General features: G+C 66.9%; 15 protein-coding genes. 13 read left to right on the plus strand and 2 right to left on the minus strand.

Translation table 11 applies throughout. The features are described 5' to 3' along the window. The first annotated feature begins 12 nt into the window (after positions 1-12). From C3Y92_RS00090 to C3Y92_RS00105, 4 genes are read left to right on the plus strand one after another with little or no spacing between them, the layout of a single operon-like run. Entirely contained in the window at positions 13-783 is a 771-nt protein-coding gene (locus C3Y92_RS00090) for an ABC transporter permease (RefSeq protein WP_129348340.1), read from the plus strand. Between the two features lie 17 nt (positions 784-800). Beyond that, positions 801-1,628 (plus strand): ABC transporter ATP-binding protein, encoded by an 828-nt coding sequence (locus tag C3Y92_RS00095; RefSeq protein WP_129348342.1) that lies wholly within the window; start codon positions 801-803, stop codon positions 1,626-1,628. A gap of 1 nt (position 1,629) precedes the next feature. Next, positions 1,630-2,541, plus strand: a complete 912-nt coding sequence (locus tag C3Y92_RS00100; RefSeq protein WP_129348344.1) for an MlaD family protein — start codon at positions 1,630-1,632, stop codon at positions 2,539-2,541. Continuing rightward, positions 2,538-3,173 (plus strand): ABC-type transport auxiliary lipoprotein family protein, encoded by a 636-nt coding sequence (locus C3Y92_RS00105; protein ID WP_129348346.1) that lies wholly within the window; start codon positions 2,538-2,540, stop codon positions 3,171-3,173. The genes C3Y92_RS00100 and C3Y92_RS00105 overlap by 4 nt, the downstream gene beginning before the upstream one ends. A 43-nt stretch (positions 3,174-3,216) precedes the next feature. Here C3Y92_RS00105 and C3Y92_RS00110 read toward each other — a convergent pair whose 3' ends face one another. Next, complete coding sequence (locus C3Y92_RS00110) at positions 3,217-3,840, minus strand: TetR/AcrR family transcriptional regulator (protein WP_129348348.1); 624 nt, start codon at positions 3,838-3,840, stop codon at positions 3,217-3,219. 88 nt (positions 3,841-3,928) lie between these two features. Between C3Y92_RS00110 and C3Y92_RS00115 the strand changes: the two genes are divergently transcribed. Beyond that, positions 3,929-5,206 carry an NAD(P)H-dependent oxidoreductase gene (locus C3Y92_RS00115; protein WP_129348350.1) on the plus strand — a complete coding sequence of 426 codons (1,278 nt, stop codon included), beginning with the start codon at positions 3,929-3,931 and terminating at the stop codon, positions 5,204-5,206. Between the two features lie 93 nt (positions 5,207-5,299). On the opposite strand, the gene C3Y92_RS00120 is transcribed toward C3Y92_RS00115, so the two are convergent. Further along, positions 5,300-6,316: a glycosyltransferase family protein gene (locus C3Y92_RS00120; RefSeq protein ID WP_129348352.1), complete on the minus strand. Its 1,017-nt coding sequence runs from the start codon at positions 6,314-6,316 to the stop codon at positions 5,300-5,302. Positions 6,317-6,422: 106 nt separating this feature from the next. Between C3Y92_RS00120 and ilvD the strand changes: the two genes are divergently transcribed. From ilvD to C3Y92_RS00160, 8 genes are all read left to right on the plus strand, one after another. Further along, complete coding sequence (gene ilvD, locus C3Y92_RS00125) at positions 6,423-8,099, plus strand: dihydroxy-acid dehydratase (protein ID WP_129348354.1); 1,677 nt, start codon at positions 6,423-6,425, stop codon at positions 8,097-8,099. A 51-nt stretch (positions 8,100-8,150) separates the two neighbouring features. Next, positions 8,151-8,882, plus strand: coding sequence for a class I SAM-dependent methyltransferase (locus C3Y92_RS00130; RefSeq protein WP_129348356.1), 732 nt, complete (start codon positions 8,151-8,153; stop codon positions 8,880-8,882). 89 nt (positions 8,883-8,971) lie between these two features. Then, entirely contained in the window at positions 8,972-10,237 is a 1,266-nt protein-coding gene (gene hisS / locus C3Y92_RS00135) for a histidine--tRNA ligase (protein WP_129348358.1), read from the plus strand. 170 nt (positions 10,238-10,407) lie between these two features. Beyond that, positions 10,408-12,213 (plus strand): aspartate--tRNA ligase, encoded by a 1,806-nt coding sequence (gene aspS / locus C3Y92_RS00140; RefSeq protein ID WP_129348360.1) that lies wholly within the window; start codon positions 10,408-10,410, stop codon positions 12,211-12,213. 3 nt (positions 12,214-12,216) lie between these two features. Continuing rightward, positions 12,217-12,741: a peptide deformylase gene (def, locus tag C3Y92_RS00145; protein WP_129348362.1), complete on the plus strand. Its 525-nt coding sequence runs from the start codon at positions 12,217-12,219 to the stop codon at positions 12,739-12,741. Between the two features lie 8 nt (positions 12,742-12,749). Beyond that, complete coding sequence (gene fmt / locus C3Y92_RS00150; protein ID WP_129355724.1) at positions 12,750-13,712, plus strand: methionyl-tRNA formyltransferase; 963 nt, start codon at positions 12,750-12,752, stop codon at positions 13,710-13,712. A gap of 95 nt (positions 13,713-13,807) precedes the next feature. Beyond that, complete coding sequence (locus C3Y92_RS00155; RefSeq protein WP_129348364.1) at positions 13,808-14,641, plus strand: DUF116 domain-containing protein; 834 nt, start codon at positions 13,808-13,810, stop codon at positions 14,639-14,641. Then, entirely contained in the window at positions 14,638-16,068 is a 1,431-nt protein-coding gene (locus C3Y92_RS00160; RefSeq protein ID WP_207214015.1) for a transcription antitermination factor NusB, read from the plus strand. Before C3Y92_RS00155 ends, C3Y92_RS00160 begins: the two co-directional genes overlap by 4 nt. The last annotated feature ends 22 nt before the right edge of the window (positions 16,069-16,090 follow it).

Consider the following 16,090-nt stretch of genomic DNA (forward strand, 5'->3'; position numbering starts at 1 on the left):
GCGGCAGGCGACATGGCCAGGAAACAGGACGATCTGGGCGTGCTGGTCGGCTTGGCCGCCGACCTCATGCGCTGCGCCGGCCGGGCGCTTCGCCCTTGGCGGCCGGAAAAGCCCTACCTGCGTGCCCGCACCATCAGCCACTTGGCCTGGGTCGGGGCCGATTCCCTGGCTATCGTCAGCGTCATTGCCGCCTGCGTCGGCATTATCCTGTCCTTGCAAGCCGCCATCCAGCTCGAAAAGGTCGGGGCTATGAGCTATGTGGCCAATCTGGTGGGCTTTTCCCTGGTCACCGAGCTTGGGCCGCTACTCACCTGCCTCATCCTTTCGGGCCGGGCCGGCGCGGCCTTTACGGCTGAAATCGCCACCATGCGCATCAGCGAAGAAATCGACGCCCTGGCCGTCATGGGCATCGACCCGGTGCGCTTTCTGGTCTGGCCGAAATTCGTGGCCATGGCCGTCATGGCTCCCCTGCTCACGCTTTGGGCCGACGCCGTGGGCATCACCGCCGGCGGCATTTTCTCCTCCCTGGCTCTGGGCCTGTCCGGCAAGGTCTATTTCAACCAGATCGCCTATTTTCTGGGCTTTAAGGACTTGCTGTCGGGCTTGGTCAAGAGCGCCGGCTTTGGCGTGGCCATTACGGTCATCTCCTGCTGGCAAGGGTTTCTGGCCCGGGAGGGCGCGGCCGACGTGGGCCGGCGCACCACCGCCGCCGTGGTCCAGTCGATTTTCGTCATGATCCTTTTGGATTTGTTTTTTACCGCCCTCAATTATATCTTCCGCTAAACCCTAAGGAGTCGCTCGTGTCCGGCCGCCTGGAATCTCCCGACATCGCCCTGTCCGACGTCAGCGTCGGCTACGGCGAACGCACCGTGCTTGCCGGCGTCACCACCGTGCTGCCCGGGGGCAAGGTGAGCGTCATCCTGGGCGGGTCGGGCTGCGGCAAATCGACGCTGCTGCGCAACATCATCGGCCTTGTCCCCATCCAAAGGGGCCGCATCGTCCTTGGCGGCCACGACATGGCCGAAATCGCCGAGGCCGAGCGGCTTAACGTCCGCCGCCGCATGGGCGTGCTCTTTCAGGACGGGGCGCTGCTGGGGTCCCTGCGCCTGGGCGAAAACATCGCCCTGCCCCTGCGAGAGCACACGGAACTGACGGATTCGCTCATCGAGGAGATTGTGCGTTTAAAGCTCAAGCTCGTGGGGCTGGCCGACTTCATGGACTATTTCCCCAGCGAACTCTCGGGCGGCATGCGCAAACGGGCCGGTCTGGCCCGGGCCATGGCCCTGGATCCGGCCGTGCTCTTGTGCGACGAGCCGACCTCGGGCCTGGACCCCATCACCGCCGCCGACATGGACCAGCTGATCCTGGAACTACGGGCCACCTTCGACATGACTATCGTGGTGGTCACCCACGATCTGGAAAGCCTCTACGCCATCGCCGACCACGTGGTGGTCTTAAGCGCCGGCCGGATGCTGTTCGAGGGGCCGCTGGACCGTCTGGCCGCCAGCGACGATCCGTTCATCCACCAGTTTCTGGCCCGCCAGCCCAGCCGGGAAAGCCGCATCCTTGGCGGCAGCTGGAGCGCCATGGTCGATAGCCGGCGTCAATGCGCCGTGGGGAGGGGCTGACATGCTGACGGCCAAGGCCAGCCGGTCGGACTATCTCAAGGCGGCCGGGGCGCTGGCCCTGGGGCTGGTCATTCTCGGCGGCTTCATGGTGGTGCTGGGCGGCAACTGGTTCTGGGTGAAATACGACCACTACTTGATCCGTTTCACGGCCATCAAGGATTTGAGCCGGGGCCGGCCGGTCAAGTACGCTGGTCTGGACGTGGGCCGGGTCGAGGACATCACCCTGGATGTTAACGATCCCCGCTATATCGGCGTTACCGTGGCTATTCGCCAAGGATTTCCGCTCTTTGGCGGCACCGTGGCCCGCATTGCCCAGAAGGGGCTGGTGGGTGACTACTACGTGTTGCTGGAACTGCGCGGCCAGCCCGGGGAGAAAATTCCCCCTGGCTCAGCCATTGCGGCCATCACCACCATGGACGTGCAGGAGCTGGCCGCCAAGGCCGGCGAGATGCTTGACGACATCCGCCCGAAAATAAACGAAATAGCCGAGAACATCAGTCTGCTGTTCACGCCGGAAAACACCGAATCCCTGAAGAAAGCCCTGGAAGGCACGCCCAGGTTGGTGGAAGACCTGCGTTTGGCGGCCAACGATTTTCGCCGCAACTGGGAAGCGCTCTCGGGCAAGGGCGGCAAGGCGGCCGAGACCCTGGACGCGTCGCTTAAGCGCATGGACAAGGTCGTAACCACCGTGGAAGGCGAGCTGACCAAGACCCTGGCCACCTTTCGGACCCAGGCCGAGCACGTGGGCGGGCTGACCAGCGACGTGCGCCAGGGATTCAACTACGATCAGGAACAGCTCGAAGAAATTTTGCGCAACCTCAACCGGACGAGCCGCGAGGTCCGGGAGCTGGCTTCCCGTTTGCGGGAGCGGCCCTGGGAACTCTTGCGGCCGCCATCAGGACCAGCTCGATGAAATGCCTTTCCCTTCTCGGACGTGTGGCCCTGACCGGGCTTTTGGCCGTGTCCCTGGCCGGCTGCTTCGGCAAGCCGCCGCCCGAACAGCGCTATCTGCGCGTGGCCCTGGGCGAGACCCCCTGCCCGGGCTCGGCCAGCCAGCAGCACCGGCTGCCCATCGCCTTCAAGCCGCTGAGGACCATGGAAAACCTCGACCGCACCGCGGTCATGACGGCCCAGAACAACGTGCTGACCGCCAGCCTGCAGTACTACTGGGAAGGCGCGCCCCAGGACGTGGTCGGAACCACCCTGCGCCAGGGGCTGGAATGCCAGTCCTCGGCCGTGACCCCTGTGGACTACCAACCCCGTGTGGACCGCTCGGCCGTGCTGTCCGGCGAACTCACCGCCTTCAACGTGGACTACACCGACGGCGGCCGGTTCGTGGTGTCCCTGCGGCTGGACCTCTGGAGCAAGGACATGGGCACGCGGCTGTCCTCGGGCGAGTTCAACGCCTATGCGCCGCTGACCGACTTCAAGGGGTCCACCATCGCCGCCGCCGCGTCCGATGCCCTGGGCCGGATCGTGCCCAAGGTGGTTACCTGGATGGACCAGGGTCTGCCCAAGCTCGAAAAGGCCGTGGAGCGGCAATAGCGCTCCCGGACGCGACACGACAACGACGCGGGAGCGCGTGGCCTCAGGTCGCGTGCTCCCGCGCAGCCAGACCGGAAAGCAACAGCGAACACATCTGCTCGCCCAGGGCCAAAATCTCCAGCCGATCCCCGGCGCAAGGCTCCAGACGACCGCTGATGGCCAGCTCCGTGACCCCGTGGACCATGGACCACACGGCCGTGGCCTTGGCTTCGTCATCCACCTCACCAAGGGTTCCCGCCGCCCTGCCCCGGGCCATGGCCCCAAGCAAGGCCTCATAGGCGGCTTGTCCGGCCTGGGCCAGTTCCGGCTGATCGCCGACGCCTGGTTGCTGCTGGCCAAACATCAGCCGGTACATGGCCGGCGCATCCATGCCCAGTTCCATATAGCGCCGACAGGCGACCAGATATTCCCGTTGCGGATCGTCCCCATGTGCGGCGGCCACGGCGACAAGCGTCTCGGCCAGCCGGGCGAAGCCCCGCGCGGCCAGGGCGGCCAAGAGATCGGCCTTGTCCGCGAAATGCCGGTACGGCGCGGCGTGGCTCACCCCGGTGGTCCGGGCCAGGGCGCGCATGCTGAGCCCCTCCACGCCTTTGGTCTCCAGCAGTTTCTCCCCGGCATCCAGAAGCGCCTGGCGCAAATTTCCATGATGATAGTCGTCTTGGGCCATTGGTTCCTCTTGGGGGCTAAAGCAACAAAAAATGTTGACGCTGTCTACATGAAAAATTATCAGTGGCTCGAAGACGAAGGAGGGGATCATGGCCGAAAACTGGCTGGTGCTCGATGCCCTGGGCGCGGCGGGCGAAGTCGGCGAGGCGCTGCGTAAGGCTGTGCAAGGCGAAGCGGCGTCCAGGGGCGTGTCGTGTCGGTTCGTGACTATCCCGTCGTCCGGTTTGCCGTCGTGCCGGGGATGTTTTTCCTGCTGGACCAAAACGCCGGGCCAGTGCCGTCTGGCCGACGACGGTCTGGGCTTGTCGGCGTCCATTGCCGCCAGCACGGCCGTGGTCCTGCTCACCCCGGTGGTCCTGGGCGGTCATGCCCCGGGGTTGCGACTGTCCATGGAACGGGCGGTGCTGCCCAATCTGCTGCCTTACTTCTCCAAGATCGATGGCCGGTCGCGTCATCCCAACCGCTACCCTAGCCCGCCGGCCCTGTACGGCATTGGCCTGACCGTCGAACGCGACCCGGAATCGGCGGGGCTTTTTTGCAGCCTTGTGGCGCGCAACGCGTCCAACATGCGTTCGCCCAGGCACGGGGCGGGCGTGGTGTGCAGGGCTGAAGGCGAGGCCGGGGCGGCAGCCGTGGTCAAGTCGGTTTTGGGCGATGGTGTGCGGCCCGACGCCCGGCCGCTTTCCATCGTGGCCTTGCTCGGTTCGCCCAAGCCGCGCGGCGGGGTCTCGGCGTCGCTGGCGAACCATGTGCAGGCTTGGCTGACGGGCCATGGGGCGGTGGTGCGGCCGTTTTCCTTGGCGGCCGCCCGGCAGGACGAAGAGGCGTTCGGGGCCATGGCCGAGGCGTTGGGCGAGGCCGACGGCGCGTATCTGTCGTTTCCGGTCTATGCCGACGCCATCCCGGGCGCGGCGGTGGAGGTGCTGGAGCGGCTGTGCGCCTATCGCCGGGAGATCGCGCCGGATGGGGCGCAAGGTTTTTTTGCCGTGGCCAATTGCGGGTTTCCCGAGCCGGCCAACTGTGAAGCGCCTTTGGCGATGTGTCGGTTGTTCGCCCGGCAGGCGGATTTTGCCTGGCTTGGCGGCGTGGGCGTCGGCGGCGGCGGCCTGTACGAGGGCCGGCCGCTTTCGTCTTTTGGCTTCCTGAGCGCGGCCGCGCGGCGGGCCTTGGAGGCCAAGGCGGCGCTGCTGGTGTCGCCGATGCCGCCGGATCTGGCCCAGACCGGCGATATTCTGATCCCCTGCCCCCTGCCGGACCGGGTCTATCAATGGATGGCCGACCGGGGCTGGCAAAAGGCGCTAGGCGGCAAGGACGGAATACGGGATGCTCTCGCCCGGCCCTATGCCGTGCCCGGCGCTTCTTCGTAACTCTCCGCCCTCCGCCTCAATACAGCCCTCCCCTACACCCATTCGGGGGGTCCGGGGGGGCGGTCGGCCCCCGGCCGCCGGAGGCCTCTTCTCCTACCGCAATCCCCCCGCCATTTTCAGATACATCTCCCGCACCTGCACCTGCAGCGGCAAATGTTCGTCGGTGGCGAGCATGGCGTAGGCCTTGCGCAGTTCCCCGTCCACGGCGCTTATGGCGGCCAGCCGTCTGGCCGGCGCGCCGGCGGCGGCCAGTTCCTCGGCCAGGGCGATGATGTGCCGGGCGCGTTGCACCAGGGTATGGTTGGCCAGCACGTGGCGTTTGCCGGCCCGAGCCAGGGCGGCCAGGGCAGCCGGGTCGGCCAGGGCGGCCTTGGCCGTGGCGGCGGCCTGGACGGCGTCGCCACGGGGGTAGGTCAGGACGTCGGTGCCGGGAGTGAAGAGTTCGGCCAAGCCGTTGCCGGTCGCTTCGGTGAGCACGGCCGCGCCGCAGGCCATGGCCTCGAACAGGCGGAAATTGAGCTCCCCGGCCGCGCTTTGGTTGAGCACGATCCGGCTGCGTCCGAAGACGGGGGCGTACGCGCCCTGTTTGCAGAAAAGCGGCGCGGCGGTCTTGAAGGCGTCGAGAAACGGCTTGCGTCCGGGGTTGGCCGCGCCGCCGAAGGTGCCGACAAACGACACCGGGATGTCGCGTTCGCCTCCCGGGTCCACGTCCCTGGCCGGATCGCAGAAAAGCGGCAGCCACTGGGCCGGCCGGCCGGTCGGCGCGGTGGCGAACAGCGGCAGATAATCCTTCTGGGCCACCAGCACGGCGTCGAAGGCGGCGCTGTAGGGCATGTGCCAGGGATGCATGTACTGGTCCACGGAATAGCCGATGACCACCGAGGGCAGGCGCTCGAAGCCGAACACCCAGGGCGGCTGGCAGGCGTCGTACCACAGCACGAGATCGGGCTTGAAGCCTCGCGCGGCCAGGACTTCCAGGAATTTCGAGGCGGTTAGCGGCTCGATCAGGCGCACGTCGGCGCTTGCCGTGCCGCTTATGGTCAGCACGTCGTGGCCGAGCTTGCGCAAGATGGCGGCAAAGCCCATGTGGTGCAGGGTGACGATGCGCATGGGGGAAAAGGGGCCTCAGGGCCGGGCGCTTGCCAGCCGGCCGGTGAATGTGGGAAACTTGGGGTCGCGGCCAAAAGCCGGACAACCCTCCGCCAAGGACATCGTCATGCGCAGCTCGCTTTTCAAGTCCGGGCTTGAAAAAGCCCCTCACCGTTCATTGCTCTACGCCCTGGGCCTGACCAAGGAAGAAATGCGCCGCCCGCTTATCGGCGTCGTCAATTCCGCCAACGAGGTCGTGCCCGGCCACATCCATTTGAACACCATCGCCGAAGCGGTCAAGGCCGGCATCCGTCTGGCCGGCGGCACGCCCATGACCTTCCCGGTCATCGGCGTGTGCGACGGCCTGGCCATGAACCACGCCGGCATGCACTTTTCCCTGGTCAGCCGCGAGATCATCGCCGACTCCATCGAGATCATGGCCAGCGCCCATCCCTTTGACGCGCTGGTGTGCATCCCCAACTGCGACAAGGTCGTGCCCGGGATGCTCATGGCCATGCTGCGTCTCAACATCCCGGCCGTCATCGTCAGCGGCGGACCCATGTTGGCCGGCACCACCTCCGAGGGCAGCTTCGACCTCATCGACGTGTTCGAGGCCGTGGGCAAGTTCAAGCGCGGGGCCATAAACGAAGAACAGCTGGAAGAGCTTGAGGAAAACGCCTGTCCGGGCTGCGGCTCGTGTTCGGGCATGTTCACGGCCAACTCCATGAACTGCCTGTCCGAGTCCGTGGGCCTGGGGCTTCCCGGCAACGGCACCATCCCGGCCGTGTCGGCCAAACGGGTGCGTCTGGCCAAAACGGCCGGCATGCGGGTCATGGATCTGCTGGAAAAAAACATCCGCCCCCGGGACATCGTCACGGCCAAGAGCATCGAAAACGCCGTGACCATGGACATGGCCCTGGGCTGCTCCACCAACACCGTGCTGCACCTGCCGGCGGTCTTTGCCGAGGCCGGCTTGCCGCTCACTCTGGACATCTTTGACGCGATTTCCCGCAAGACCCCCAATTTGTGCAAGCTCTCCCCGGCCGGCAAGCACTACCTCGACGACCTGGAACGGGCCGGCGGCATCCCGGCCGTCATGTCCGAACTGGCCAAGCGGGGACTGCTCCATCTCGACGTCATGACCGCCACCGGCAAGACGCTCGGCGAGAACCTCGCCGACCTCAAGGCGCGGGTCAAAAACTTCGACGTCATCCGGGCCAAGGAGCCTTACGCCAACGAAGGCGGCATCGCGATTTTGCGCGGCAGCCTGGCCCCGGACGGCGCGGTGGTCAAGCAGTCGGCCGTGGCCCCCTCGATGATGCGCCACACCGGCCCGGCCCGGGTGTTCGACAGCGAGGAAGCGGCCAACACGGCCATTCTCGGCGGCGAGGTCCAGGCCGGCGACGTGGTGGTCATTCGCTACGAAGGCCCCCAAGGCGGCCCGGGGATGCGCGAGATGCTCTCGCCCACCTCCAACATCATGGGCATGGGCCTTGGGGAAACCGTGGCCCTTATCACCGACGGCCGCTTCAGCGGCGGCACGCGCGGCGCGGCCATCGGCCACGTCTCCCCGGAGGCGGCCGAGGGCGGCCCCATCGCGCTTATCCGCGACGGCGACACGATCGAGGTGGACATCCCGGCCCGCAAGCTCAACGTCCTGGTGGACGCCGCCGAGCTGGAAGCGCGCCGGGCCTCGGTCGTCGCGCCCGAGAAAGTCATCGAATCGCCGCTCTTGCGGCGCTATGCCTCCCTGGTCAAGTCCGCCGCCCAGGGCGCGGTCTACAAGGACCCGGCGGCGAAATAGGCCCCCTGCCCGCCTTATATCCCATCGCCACCGGGGCGACTGCGAGGGAGCATGTGGGACAAGGAAACCGCCCGGCGTTATGACGCCTGGTTCCAGACCGGCCCGGGGGCCTTTGCCCTGGGCCGCGAGATGCGCCTGTTGGAGCGCATGACCGCGGCCTGGCCGCGTCGGGGCCAGCGGCTGCTGGAAATCGGCTGCGGCACGGGCGTCTTTCTGGACGCCCTGCACCAGGCCGGCTTCGACGTCACCGGGCTGGACGCCTCGCCCCACATGCTCGAAGAGGCCCGGGAGCGCCTGGGAAACAAGGCCGATCTGCACCTGGGCGACGCCGGGCATCTGCCCTTTGACGACAAGCAGTTCGATTTCGCGGTGCTGCTCACCGTGCTGGAATTCTGCCCCGACCCCGGGCTGGTGCTGCGCGAGGCCGCCCGGGTGGCCCGCAAGGCCGTGTTGGTGGGGTTTTTAAACCGCGCCTCGTGCTATGGCCTCTCCTGCAAGCTCTGGCCCGGGACCACGGGCAAGCTCTTGCGCCACGCCTGCTGGTTCACGCCCTGGGGCCTGTCGCGGCTGGTGCGCCAAAACCTCGGCCCAAGGCCCATGCGGATGGGGTCGGTGCTGGTTGGTCCCAAGTCCACCTGGCGCGAGGCCACGCCCTGGCGGCAGCTCAATTCCTGGATGCTGCCCTTGCCGGTTGGGGCCGTGTGCGCCTGCGCCGTGAGCCTCACCCGGGAGCCGGTGGTGACGCCCTTGCCGGCCTTTCGGGCCGGGGTGTGCGCCGGCTGACAGCCCGGCTTTTGACAACGCCGGCCCGGTCATCTAAGCTAGCCTGTCTTTTTGACCTGCGCGAAGAACCTTCCACCCCGGCGGATTTCATGGATAAAATACAGAAAATCAAGGGCTTTGCCGATCTTTTTCCGCCCGATTCCACGGTCTTTTCCTTCATCGAGGAAACCGCCCGACAGGTGTTTTCCCGCTACGGCTACAAGGAACTGCGTGTGCCGGTGCTGGAACGCACCGAACTTTTCTGCCGCTCCATCGGCGAAGAGACCGACGTGGTCCAGAAGGAAATGTACACCTTCCCGGACCGCAAGGGCCGTTCGCTGACGCTTCGCCCCGAAGCCACGGCCGGCGTCATGCGCGCTCTGGTCGAGGACGGCCGCGCTTCCGAGGGGCTGGCCAAGTATTTCGCCTACGGCCCGATGTTCCGCTACGAGCGGCCCCAAAAAGGCCGCATGCGCCAGTTCCACCAGATCGACGTGGAAGCCGTGGGCTCGCCCGACGCGCTCCTCGACGCCGAAGTCCTGCTCATGCTGGACCAGTACCTGCGGGCGCTGGGCCTTACAAACCTCGTCATCGAGCTCAATTCCCTGGGCTGCAAGGCCTGCCGCCCGGTCTTCCTCGACACCCTGCGCGAATTCCTCAAAGGCATGCACAAGGAACAGCTCTGCGAGGACTGCATGCGCCGCAAGCTCAGCAACCCCCTGCGGGTGCTGGATTGCAAGGTGCCCCAGTGCAAGGAATTCACCGCCGACGCGCCCAAAATCACCGACCACCTCTGCCCGGACTGCGCCGACCACTTCGCCGCCGTGCGCCGGGTGCTGGACGGCGCGAACCTCACCTATACGCTGAACCCCCGCCTGGTGCGCGGCCTGGATTACTACGTGCGCACCACCTTCGAGATCGTCTCCGGCGACATCGGCTCCCAGTCGTCCGTGGCCGGCGGCGGCCGCTACGACGGGCTGGTGCACTCCATCGGCGGCCCGGACGTGCCGGGCGTGGGCTTTGCCTGCGGCATGGAGCGCCTCGCCCTGCTCATCGACAAAAAGGCCGAACCGGCCCCGGATTTCGCCTTGGTGGTCCTGGACGCCACTGGCCTGGAACGCGGCCTGCTCCTGGCCCAGGAGCTGCGCGCCGCCGGCTTTGCCGGCGAAGCGCCCTACGCCGCCAAGAGCGCCAAAAGCCAGATGCGCGCCGCCGACAAGTCCGGCGCGGCCTTTTGCCTGGTGCTGGGTTCCGACGAACTGGCCGCCGGCACGGTGGTGGTCAAGAACATGCGGGCCGGGGGCCAGGAAACCGTCAGCCAGGACCTGCTCCCCGCCCACCTGCGGGCGCGACTGGTCGCCGGGCAGGAAGATTAGAAGATTGGGGCTCCGCCCCAAGCCCCGCCGGGGGCCTTAGGCCCCCGGACCCCCATTACGGGATATTTCGTACTCCAACCGCACGAAACCTATTGAAAGTTTTTGAAAAGGGGTGTGGGGAAAAACGTTTTTCAAAAAGTTTTTCCCCACATTAAAAAGGATCACACGACATGAGCGAGACCACGGCCCTGGACACCATGGGCGATTGGCGGCGCAGCCATGATTGCGGCGCGTTGACGGCTTCCGACGTCGGCAGCGAAGTCTGCCTCATGGGCTGGGCCCAGTTCCGCCGCGACCACGGCGGGCTCATTTTCATCGACCTGCGCGACCGGGGCGGCCTTACCCAGGTCGTTTTTTGCCCCGAGGGCAGCCAGGCCGAGCTGGAGCGCGCCCATGTGCTGCGCACCGAATACGTCCTGGCCGTCAAGGGCCGGGTGCGCGCCCGCCCCGAGGGTATGGCCAATCCCAATATGCCCACCGGCGCGATCGAGGTGGAAGTCAAGGAGTTCAAGCTCCTCAACACTGCCGCCACGCCGCCCTTCCCCATCGAGGACCGCATCGACGCCTCCGAGATGCTGCGGCTCAAGTACCGTTACCTTGACCTGCGCCGGCCCAAGCTCGCGGCCAACTTCATCCTGCGCAACAAGGCGGTCCAGAGCATCCGCCGTTATCTCGACCAACTGGGATTCCTGGAAGTCGAAACCCCGGTGCTCACCAAGTCCACCCCCGAGGGCGCGCGCGATTTCCTGGTCCCCAGCCGGGTCAACAACGGCTCGTTCTACGCCCTGCCCCAGTCGCCCCAGCTGTTCAAGCAGCTGCTCATGATGGCCGGTTTCGACCGCTACTATCAGGTCGTCAAATGCTTCCGCGACGAGGACTTGCGCGCCGACCGCCAGCCGGAGTTCACCCAGGTGGACATCGAGATGAGCTTTGTCGACGAGGAGCAGGTCATGGGCATGGCCGAGACCATGGTCAAGACCATGTTCCGCGAGGCCGCTGGCGTCGCGCTGCCCGAAGTCTTCCCGCGCATGCCCTTTGCCGAGGCCATCCGTGACTACGGCCTGGACAAGCCCGACATCCGCTTTGGCCTGAAACTCGTGGACGTCACCTCCATCGTCAAAAACTCCGGTTTCCAGGTCTTTGCCAAGGCCGAGCTGGTCAAGGGCATCCGCGTGCCCGGCGGCGCGGCCCTGTCGCGCAAGGAGATCGACGACTTCACCGAGTTCGTCAAAATCTACGGGGCCAAGGGCCTGGCCTGGATCAAGATCAAGGAAGACGAGTGGCAGTCGCCTTTTGCCAAGTTCTTAAGCGACGAAGAGAAAAAGGGCCTCACCGAAGCCTTTGGCCTTGAAGTCGGCGACATCGTTTTCTTCCAGGCCGGCGCGGCGGACATGGTCAACAACGCCCTGGGCTATCTGCGCCTCCAGCTTGGCGAACGCTTCGAAATGATCCCCGAGGGCAGCTTCGCTCCGGTCTGGATCACCGATTTTCCGCTTTTGGAATACGATCCCGAGGCCAAGCGCTGGGCGGCCCGCCACCATCCCTTCACCTCGCCCCAGCCCGGCCAGCTCGGAACCCTGGAGTCCGCTCCCGGCGAAGCCCTGGCCCGGGCCTATGACCTGGTCCTTAACGGCAGCGAGATCGGCGGCGGCTCCATCCGTATCCACGACCGCGAGACCCAGCGGGCCATGTTCGCCGTGCTGGGCATCGACGCGAAGGAGGCCGAGGACAAGTTCGGCTTTCTGCTGCGCGCCCTGGAGTACGGCGCGCCGCCCCACGGCGGCATTGCCTTTGGCCTGGACCGCCTTATCATGATCCTGGCCGGGGCCAAGTCCATTCGCGACGTCATCGCCTTCCCCAAGACCCAGAAGGCTTTGTGCCTCATGACCGAAGCCCCGGGCGAGGTGTCCACCAACCAGTTGCGCGAACTGGGCATCAAACTGCGCACGCGCGACAAGGATAAGGAACAATCCTGACCCATGCCTCTTGAAATACTGAAATATCCGCATCCTGTGCTGGCAAGGAAGGCCGAGCCGGTGGGCGAGATCACGGACGCCGTCCGGGAGCTCGCCGCCGGCATGGCCGAGGCCATGTACGCCAACCAGGGTATCGGCTTGGCCGCGCCCCAGGTCGGCGCGTCCCTGCGCCTCATCGTCATCGACCTGTCCGGCCCGGACAAGCGCGAAGCGCTCATGACCCTGGTCAATCCCGTCATCACCGCCGCCTCGGGCGAGCAGGAAGACGAGGAAGGCTGCCTGTCCGTGCGCAGCTACCGCACCAAGGTGCGCCGGGCGGCCAGCGTCACGGTCACGGCCCTGGATCTGGCCGGCCAGCCCCTGACCATCGAGGCCGACGAGCTTCTGGCCGTGTGTCTCCAGCACGAAATCGATCATCTGGACGGGGTGCTGTTTATCGACCGCATCAGCCGTCTCAAACGCGCCATGTACGACAAGCGGGTAAAACGATGGGCACAGACGCCGCCGGACGAGAAGACAAACTCGTAGCCGTTTTCATGGGTACGCCGGAGTTCGCGGCCACGGTGCTCGAGCATGTGCTCGGCAGCGATGATGTGACCGTGGCCGCCGTGTACACCCAGCCCGACCGGCCCTGCGGCCGGGGCAAGAAGTGCTTGCTTGGGCCGGTCAAAACGCTCGCCCTGGAGCGCGGCCTGCCCATCCACCAGCCCGAGACCTTCAAGGACCCGGCCGAGGTGGCCACCCTTGCCGCCTACAAGCCCGACGTGCTGCTGGTGGCCGCCTACGGCATGATCCTGCCCCAGGCCGTCCTCGACGTGCCGGCGCTGATGCCGCTTAACGTCCACGCCTCGCTGTTGCCTTCCTGGCGCGGCGCGGCTCCCATCGAGCGCTCCATCGCCGCCGGCGAGACGCTCACGGGCGTCACCATCATGCGCATGGCCCTGGCCCTGGACGCCGGTCCCATGGTCATGCAGCGCACCCTGGCCGTGGGGGTCAACGACACCGCCGGGACCATCCGGGCCGAGCTGGCCGACCTTGGCGGACGCGTACTGGTCCATTGCCTCAAGCGCCTGCGCCAAGGCGCCGTGCCCCTGGTCGAGCAGGACGCCACGCGCGTGACCTACGCCAAGAAAATCGACAAGGCCGAGGCCTTGATCGACTGGACTCGGCCCGCCGCCGAGGTCCACAACCATATCCGGTCCATGACCCCCAATCCCGGGGCCTTTTTCTTCTGGAAGCCGGCCGCCGACAAACCGGCCCTGCGCATCATCGCCCAGCCCGGCAAGGTCGGCTGCCCCCTGCCGCCCGGAGCCAAGCCCGGCGATATCCTGGGGCTTATGGACTGCCAGATCGGCATCGCCTGCGCCGACGCCGTCTACCTCGTGCCGGCGGTCATCCCGGCCGGCAAACGGCCCATGAACGCCCAGGCTTTTTCCTGCGGCTACCTCGGCAAATGCGACGAAGACGCCATGGCCGTGTGCGGCCCGCCGGGCGAATAAGAGAAGAGTTTAAAAAGAAGATGAAGATGCCTCCGGCGGCCGGGGGCCTGAGGCCCCCGGACCCCCCAAATGGGGAAAAGGGCTGTAGGAGCATTGTGGAACGCAGCGAACCGTCGAGGAAGCGGCTTTTCATTGGCCTCTTGTGCGGCACGGGACTGGCCGTGTGCGCCGTGCTGGCCTTTGTCTGGGCCGTGCCGTCCATCGGCCTGGCCAACATCCATCCCCTGGCCCCCTGGGTGCTGGGGCTGGTCTGCGCCGCCGCCATCGTCCTGGTGCTGTGGGCCACCCTGGGGCTGGCCGCCAGCGTCGCCCTGGGCCGGCCGTTTTTGGGGTCCGACCACCTGCGCGGCGTCATGGTCCGGGTGTTTTTGCCGCTGATGACCATTTTTGCCCGGCTGTTCCACATCTCCAAAAGCCGGGTCCGGGCCTCGTTTATCAAGGTCAATAACGAAATCGTGGCCGCCCGGGCCGGGCGCTACGACGCCGGCCAGGTGCTGGTGCTTCTCCCCCACTGCCTGCAATCCTCGCGCTGCGCCAGACGGCTCACCTACGACATCAACAACTGCAAACGCTGCGGCGAGTGTCCGGTGGATGGCCTCCTTTCCCTGTCCGAGGCCTACGGCGTCCATATCGCCATCGCCACCGGCGGCACCATCGCCCGGCGCATCGTGGTCCAAAAGCGCCCGAAACTCATCGTGGCCGTGGCCTGCGAACGCGACCTGACCAGCGGCATCCAGGACACCTACCCCATCCCGGTCTACGGCGTGCTCAACGACCGGCCAAACGGCCCCTGCCTGGACACCCAGGTCGCCCTGCCCCATCTGGAGGCCGCCTTGCGCTTTTTCCTGGCCGGCGCGGAAGAAAAACCGCCCCTGTTCGAAGCCTTTCCCGGGCTGCCGCGCTTCGCGCCTGCCGGCGGTTCCCGATGACCCCGCCCCGTCCGCCTCGCACGTCTCGTCCCCATCGGCCGTCGCCGTCGGCCCAGCCGGGCCAGCCTGTGCAGTCGGGCCAGCCGTCCCACCCGGGCACGCTGCCGCCGGCCCGGCGCATTGCCCTCACCGTACTGGGGCGGGTGTTGCCCAGCTCCAAATCCCCGGGACAGGACGTCCAGGCCGCCCTGGACGTGGCCCTGGCCGACTCCACCCTGGACCCCCGGGACCGGGGGCTGGCCACGGAGCTGGTCTACGGCTACCTGCGCCTGTGCGGCCGCCTGGACTACATTTTGGCCCAGTTCCTGAAAAATCCGGCTGCCGTGCCCCTGGCCGTGCGCCGCATCCTGGGGCTGGCCGCCTACGAGATTCTCCACTGCGCCAAGGTGCCGGCCTACGCCTCGGTGGATTGGGCCGTTTCCGCCGTGCGCAAGGCCAGCGGCAAGGGTCTGTCCGGCATGGCCAACGCCGTGCTGCGCCGGGTGGCCGCCGATCCCGGCGCGTTTGAGGAACCGGGCTTTTACCGCCGCGACCGGCCCTCGGAAGTCGTGTATTTAAGCCGCGCCTTTTCCTGCCCGGAGTGGATCGTGTCCCTGTGGCTCGGGGCCTGCGGTCCGGACGAGACGCGCCAGCATCTGGCCGCCCAGGCCGAACCCGCGCCCTTGGGGCTTCGGGTCAACCGCGCCCGGCCCGAGGCCAAGGCCCTGTTTGACGCCCTGGCCGCCCTGCCCGGGGCGCTCTACGCCGTTTTTCCGACCATCGCCGTGCCCACCGGCACGGACTTCGCCGCCGCCGGCCTGAATCTGCCCGAGCTGCTGGCGTCCGGCGCGCTGTCGCGCCAGTCCGCCGCCGCCCAGGACGTGCTCTACCGCCTGGGGCTGCCCGAGTGGCCTGAGCCGGTTTTTGACGCCTGCGCCGGGCGTGGCGGCAAGACCCTGCTTATCGCCGAAGCCGGCAAACGCGTCTTCGCCGCCGACATGCACGCCCCGCGCCTGGCCGGCCTGCCCCGGGAGGCCGCCCGCCTGGGCCTGCCGCCCATCCCGGCCTTTCGCGCCTCGGCCACCAAAATGGCCCTGGCCGCCCCGGCCGGGACCATCCTGCTGGATGCGCCCTGCTCCGGCCTGGGCGTGCTCTCGCGTCGCCCCGACGCCAAATGGCGTCGCCAGCCCGAGGACATCGCCGGCCTCATCCGCCTGCAAGGGGCCATGCTGGAGGCCGCCTACGCCAACCTCGCCCCGGGCGGCCGGCTGGTCTACGTCACCTGCACCATCCATCCGGCCGAGAACGAAAAAGCCATCGACCGCCTGGGCGGCCGCCACCGCGACCTGATCCTTGACAGCGAGGCCCCGGCCGTGCCCGACCCCGTCCTTGGCGAGACCTTCTACGGCGCGGTGCTGCGAAAACCCGGCTCGTGTCGCGTCCCTTAAAAATACGCTGGAATTTGAGATA

The sequence above is a fragment of the Solidesulfovibrio carbinolicus genome (assembly GCF_004135975.1).
Lineage (GTDB): Bacteria > Desulfobacterota > Desulfovibrionia > Desulfovibrionales > Desulfovibrionaceae > Solidesulfovibrio > Solidesulfovibrio carbinolicus.